Annotated in this window: 4 protein-coding genes; 3 read left to right on the forward strand and 1 reads right to left on the reverse strand. The window is 63.4% G+C overall.

Going from position 1 to position 3,879, the window contains the following annotated elements:
* Window positions 1–187: 187 nt before the first annotated feature.
* The gene (gene apaG, locus AAE027_RS39320) at window positions 188–580 is read right to left on the reverse strand and encodes a Co2+/Mg2+ efflux protein ApaG (protein WP_128936886.1); all 393 of its coding nucleotides are present in this window, start codon (window positions 578–580) and stop codon (window positions 188–190) included.
* A gap of 197 nt (window positions 581–777) precedes the next feature.
* Between apaG and AAE027_RS39325 the strand changes: the two genes are divergently transcribed.
* From AAE027_RS39325 to AAE027_RS39335, 3 genes are read left to right on the forward strand one after another with little or no spacing between them, the layout of a single operon-like run.
* Entirely contained in the window at window positions 778–2,034 is a 1,257-nt protein-coding gene (locus tag AAE027_RS39325; protein WP_370991156.1) for an OpgC domain-containing protein, read from the forward strand.
* Complete coding sequence (locus AAE027_RS39330; RefSeq protein ID WP_370991155.1) at window positions 2,034–2,813, forward strand: SGNH/GDSL hydrolase family protein; 780 nt, start codon at window positions 2,034–2,036, stop codon at window positions 2,811–2,813. Before AAE027_RS39325 ends, AAE027_RS39330 begins: the two co-directional genes overlap by 1 nt.
* Window positions 2,814–2,825: 12 nt before the next feature.
* Complete coding sequence (locus AAE027_RS39335) at window positions 2,826–3,818, forward strand: SGNH/GDSL hydrolase family protein (protein ID WP_370991154.1); 993 nt, start codon at window positions 2,826–2,828, stop codon at window positions 3,816–3,818.
* Window positions 3,819–3,879 lie beyond the last annotated feature (61 nt).

The following is a 3,879-nucleotide window of genomic DNA, read 5'->3' on the forward strand; positions in this document are numbered from 1 at the left end:
TTGCTGAAGCACCAAAAAGCCCTTGCCGAGAGGGGGCCGTCCATACATGACGATGGGGCAGGCTGCTTGCCAAGAACTCCGATCTCGTAGGGTGGGCAAAGCGTAAGCGTGCCCACCATCTTATCCGCGGCGACTGAAATGGTGGGCACGCTTCGCTTTGCCCACCCTACGGCACCGAGGCCCGCCCCTAATTCAACACCCGCTTGTAGTCCGGGCTGTCCAGCGAAAACGTCGGCACGTCGATCTCGAAGCGCTCGCCGCTTTCGCTGACCATCTGGTAGCGGCCGGTCATGAAGCCGGAGGCGGTCGTGAGCGGTACGCCGGAGGTGTATTCGAAGCGCTCGCCGGGGGCCAGGATCGGCTGCTCGCCGACGACGCCCTCGCCCTTCACCTCCTGCTGGCGGCCGGAGGCGTCGGTGATGATCCAGTGCCGCGTCTTCAGCTGCACGGTCTCGTCGCCGGAATTGGTGATGACGATGGTGTAGGACCAGAAATAGCGGGAGCGGTCGGCCGACGACTGCTCCGGAACAAAGTTCGGCTCGACGGTCACTTCGATCTGGCGGGTCACGGCGCGGTACATAACCGCCATCATACCGAAATCCGCCCGGGGAACCAAACCCTGGAGACGGCTTTGGCGACATCGTCCCGCCAGAATTCGCGGGGAAGGACTCCCCCAAGGGAAGACACCCTTATGTGATCGTGCCGCTTTGCGGGACGACGGCTGGAACGGTAAACTCCATTGAACGTCGCGATTTGCGGAAGGGTTTTTGGCCCCCGATGACCATTGCCGACCAAGTGACGGGATCGACGATCGCGGGAACCGCGGGTGCCAAACCCGCAGGCACCAAGCCGCGGGCCGCCGCGCCGGCCATCACGCTGCCGGCCATCGGCGAGCGCGAACTCCGGCTCGATCTGTTCCGCGGGCTGGCGCTGTGGCTGATCTTCATCGACCATCTGCCAACCAGCCTGCTGACCTGGTTCACCATCCGCAATTACGGCTTCAGCGACGCCACCGAGATCTTCATCTTCATCTCCGGCTACACCGCCGCCTTCGTCTACGGCCGGGCGATGCTGGAAAACGGCGTCGTCATCGCCACCGCGCGCATCCTGCGGCGCGTCTGGCAGATCTACGTCGCCCACGTCTTCCTGTTCACGATCTTCCTCGCCGAGATTTCCTATGTGGCGACCAGCTTCGAAAACCCGCTCTACACCGAAGAGATGGGCATCATGGATTTCCTCAAGCAGCCCGACGTCACCATCGTGCAGGCGCTGCTGCTGCGCTTCCGGCCCGTCAACATGGACGTGCTGCCGCTCTACATCGTGCTGATGCTGGCGCTGCCGTTGATCCTGTGGTCGATGAAGTGGAAGCCCGACATCACGCTCGGCCTCTCGGTCGTGCTCTACGCGGTGACCTGGGAATATGACCTCTACTTCTCGGCCTATCCGAACGGCTTCTGGGCGTTCAATCCGCTGGCCTGGCAATTGCTTTTCGTCTTCGGTGCATGGTGCGCGTTCGGCGGTGCGCGACGCATGTCGCGCATCCTGGCCTCACCGGTGACGATGTGGATTGCGATCGCTTATCTGGTCGCGGCGTTCTACGTGACGCTGACCTGGTACGTGCCGCAGCTTGGTCACCTCATGCCGAAGCGCATCGAGCAGTGGATGTATCCGATCGACAAGACCGATCTCGACGTGCTGCGCTTCACCCATTTCCTGGCGCTGGCCGCGCTCACCGTGCGCTTCCTGCCGCGGACCTGGCCGGGCTTGAAATCGCGCTGGCTGCGGCCGCTGATCCTATGTGGGCAGCATTCCCTCGAGATCTTCTGTCTCGGCGTCTTCCTGGCCTTCGCCGGCCATTTCATCCTGGCCGAGGTCTCCGGCGGCGCAGCCATGCATGCGTTGATTAGTCTCTCCGGAATCCTGATCATGTGGGGGGTGGCCTGGGTCATTTCGTGGTACAAGAGCGTAGCTGACAAGAGCGGTGCGAAAACCAAAAACGCCGTCGGCAACGCCGATCTGGCGGGAGGGGGCTGATGAAGGCGAAGGTTCTCCTGAGCCTGATCCTGCTATGCGGTGGTCTCGCCGCGCCCATGGCGCGCGCGGGCGATGCTGCGTCTGCCGCTCCGGCCGCGCCCGCGGCCTGCGAATTGCCGCCCTATCTGCTCACCAGCGAAAGCCAGCTTCCCAAGGTCGCCGACGCCGTCAAGGCCGGCAAACCGCTCGAGATTCTGGTCATCGGCAGCCGCTCGACCACGATTCCTTCCTCGGAGAGCAGCTCATATCCGGCACGCATGGAGGTGAGCCTCAAGGACAAGCTGCCGCCCCCGGGAGCGGTGCACGTCTCCGTAGAAATACAGAGCAAGAGGACGGCACAGGAGACCGCCGCCACCTTCGTTAAGCTGATGGAAGCAAAAACGCCTACTTTGGTCATCTGGCAGACCGGGACCGTGGATGCTATTCGATCCATCGATCCCGACGAATTTCGCAGCGCAGTAACCGAAGGGGTTACTGCTTTGCAAAAGACAGGGGCTGACGTCGTCTTGATGAATTTGCAGTACAGCCCGCGCACCGAAACCATGATCGCGGCGCAGCCTTTTCTCGATAATATGCGCGTGGTGGCGCAGGAGCACGACATCCCACTGTTCGACCGTTTCGCGATCATGCGGCAGTGGAACGATCAGGGCCAGTTCGACCTGTTCAACCCGTCCCGCGGGCCTGAGCTGGCGAAACAGGTTCATGATTGCCTTGGCCGGGCGTTGGCACAATTCGTGATCGACGCTGCCCATCTGGAGCCGGCCCAGCAGCAAAATTGAGGTCTAGCGTTAATGAGTTCTCTCCGCCCTTTTTGTCTGACGTCATGGCTGGCTGCGCCCGCAGCAGCAATGCTGCTGGTGCTGGCACCCGCTTCGCAGCTGCGCGCGCAGACGCAAGCCGCACAGGCGACGCCCGCGCCCGCGCCGCCGGCTGATCCCGCTTCCGCCCCGTCCTCCCAAACCACCGTCGCCGCAACGTCTCCCGACCAGCGCGGCATCACCGCGCGTGCCATCGACAAGGTGAAGGAGGTCGCAAAGTCCGCCGGCGACATCTTCAGCCGAGTGCCCTGTCTGCCGCCGAAGGGCGGCTCGAAGGCGATGGGCACGCTGCCGCATGTCGCAAGCAAGCTCGTCGCCGGCCAGCCCGTCGTCATCGTCGCGTTCGGCTCGTCGTCGACCGCAGGATTCGGTGCGAGTTCGCCGGAGTTCAATTATCCGAATCGTCTCGCCGCACAGCTGCGCCGGCATTATCCGACTGCCGACATCACCGTCGTCAATGCCGGCGTTGGTGGCGAGGATGCGCCCGAGATGATGAAGCGCCTTCAGACGCAGGTGATCGACGTGCATCCGGATATGGTGATCTGGCAGGTCGGCACCAACGCCGTGCTGCGCAACCTCGATCCCGGCGAGACCGCAAAGATAGTCGAGGATGGCATCTCCCGCATCCAGGCTGCGGGCGGCGCCGACATCGTGCTGGTCGATCCGCAATATTCGCCGGCGGTCAACAAGCGCGCCGAGAGCGCGGGCAAGATGGTGAAGCTGCTCGGCAAGGTCGCCGAGCTCCGTCACGTCGGCATCTTCCCGCGCTTCGAGGTGATGCGCGAGTGGCACGAGAAGCAGGCGATCCCGGTCGAGGGCTTCGTCATCGCCGACGGCCTACACATGAACGATTGGGGCTATGCCTGCTTCGCCCAGCTCCTCGGCGACGACATCATCCACTCCGTCGGCCAGATCAAGCTCGGTGTGAACGTGCCGGCCGACGTGCGCGCGTATCGGCCGATGTAGGTTTTGCTTACCCTCCCCTGGAGGGGGAGGGTCGATCGCGCGAAGCGCGAGCGGGGTGGGG

The organism is Bradyrhizobium sp. DN3 (genome assembly GCF_041357655.1).
Lineage (GTDB): Bacteria > Pseudomonadota > Alphaproteobacteria > Rhizobiales > Xanthobacteraceae > Bradyrhizobium.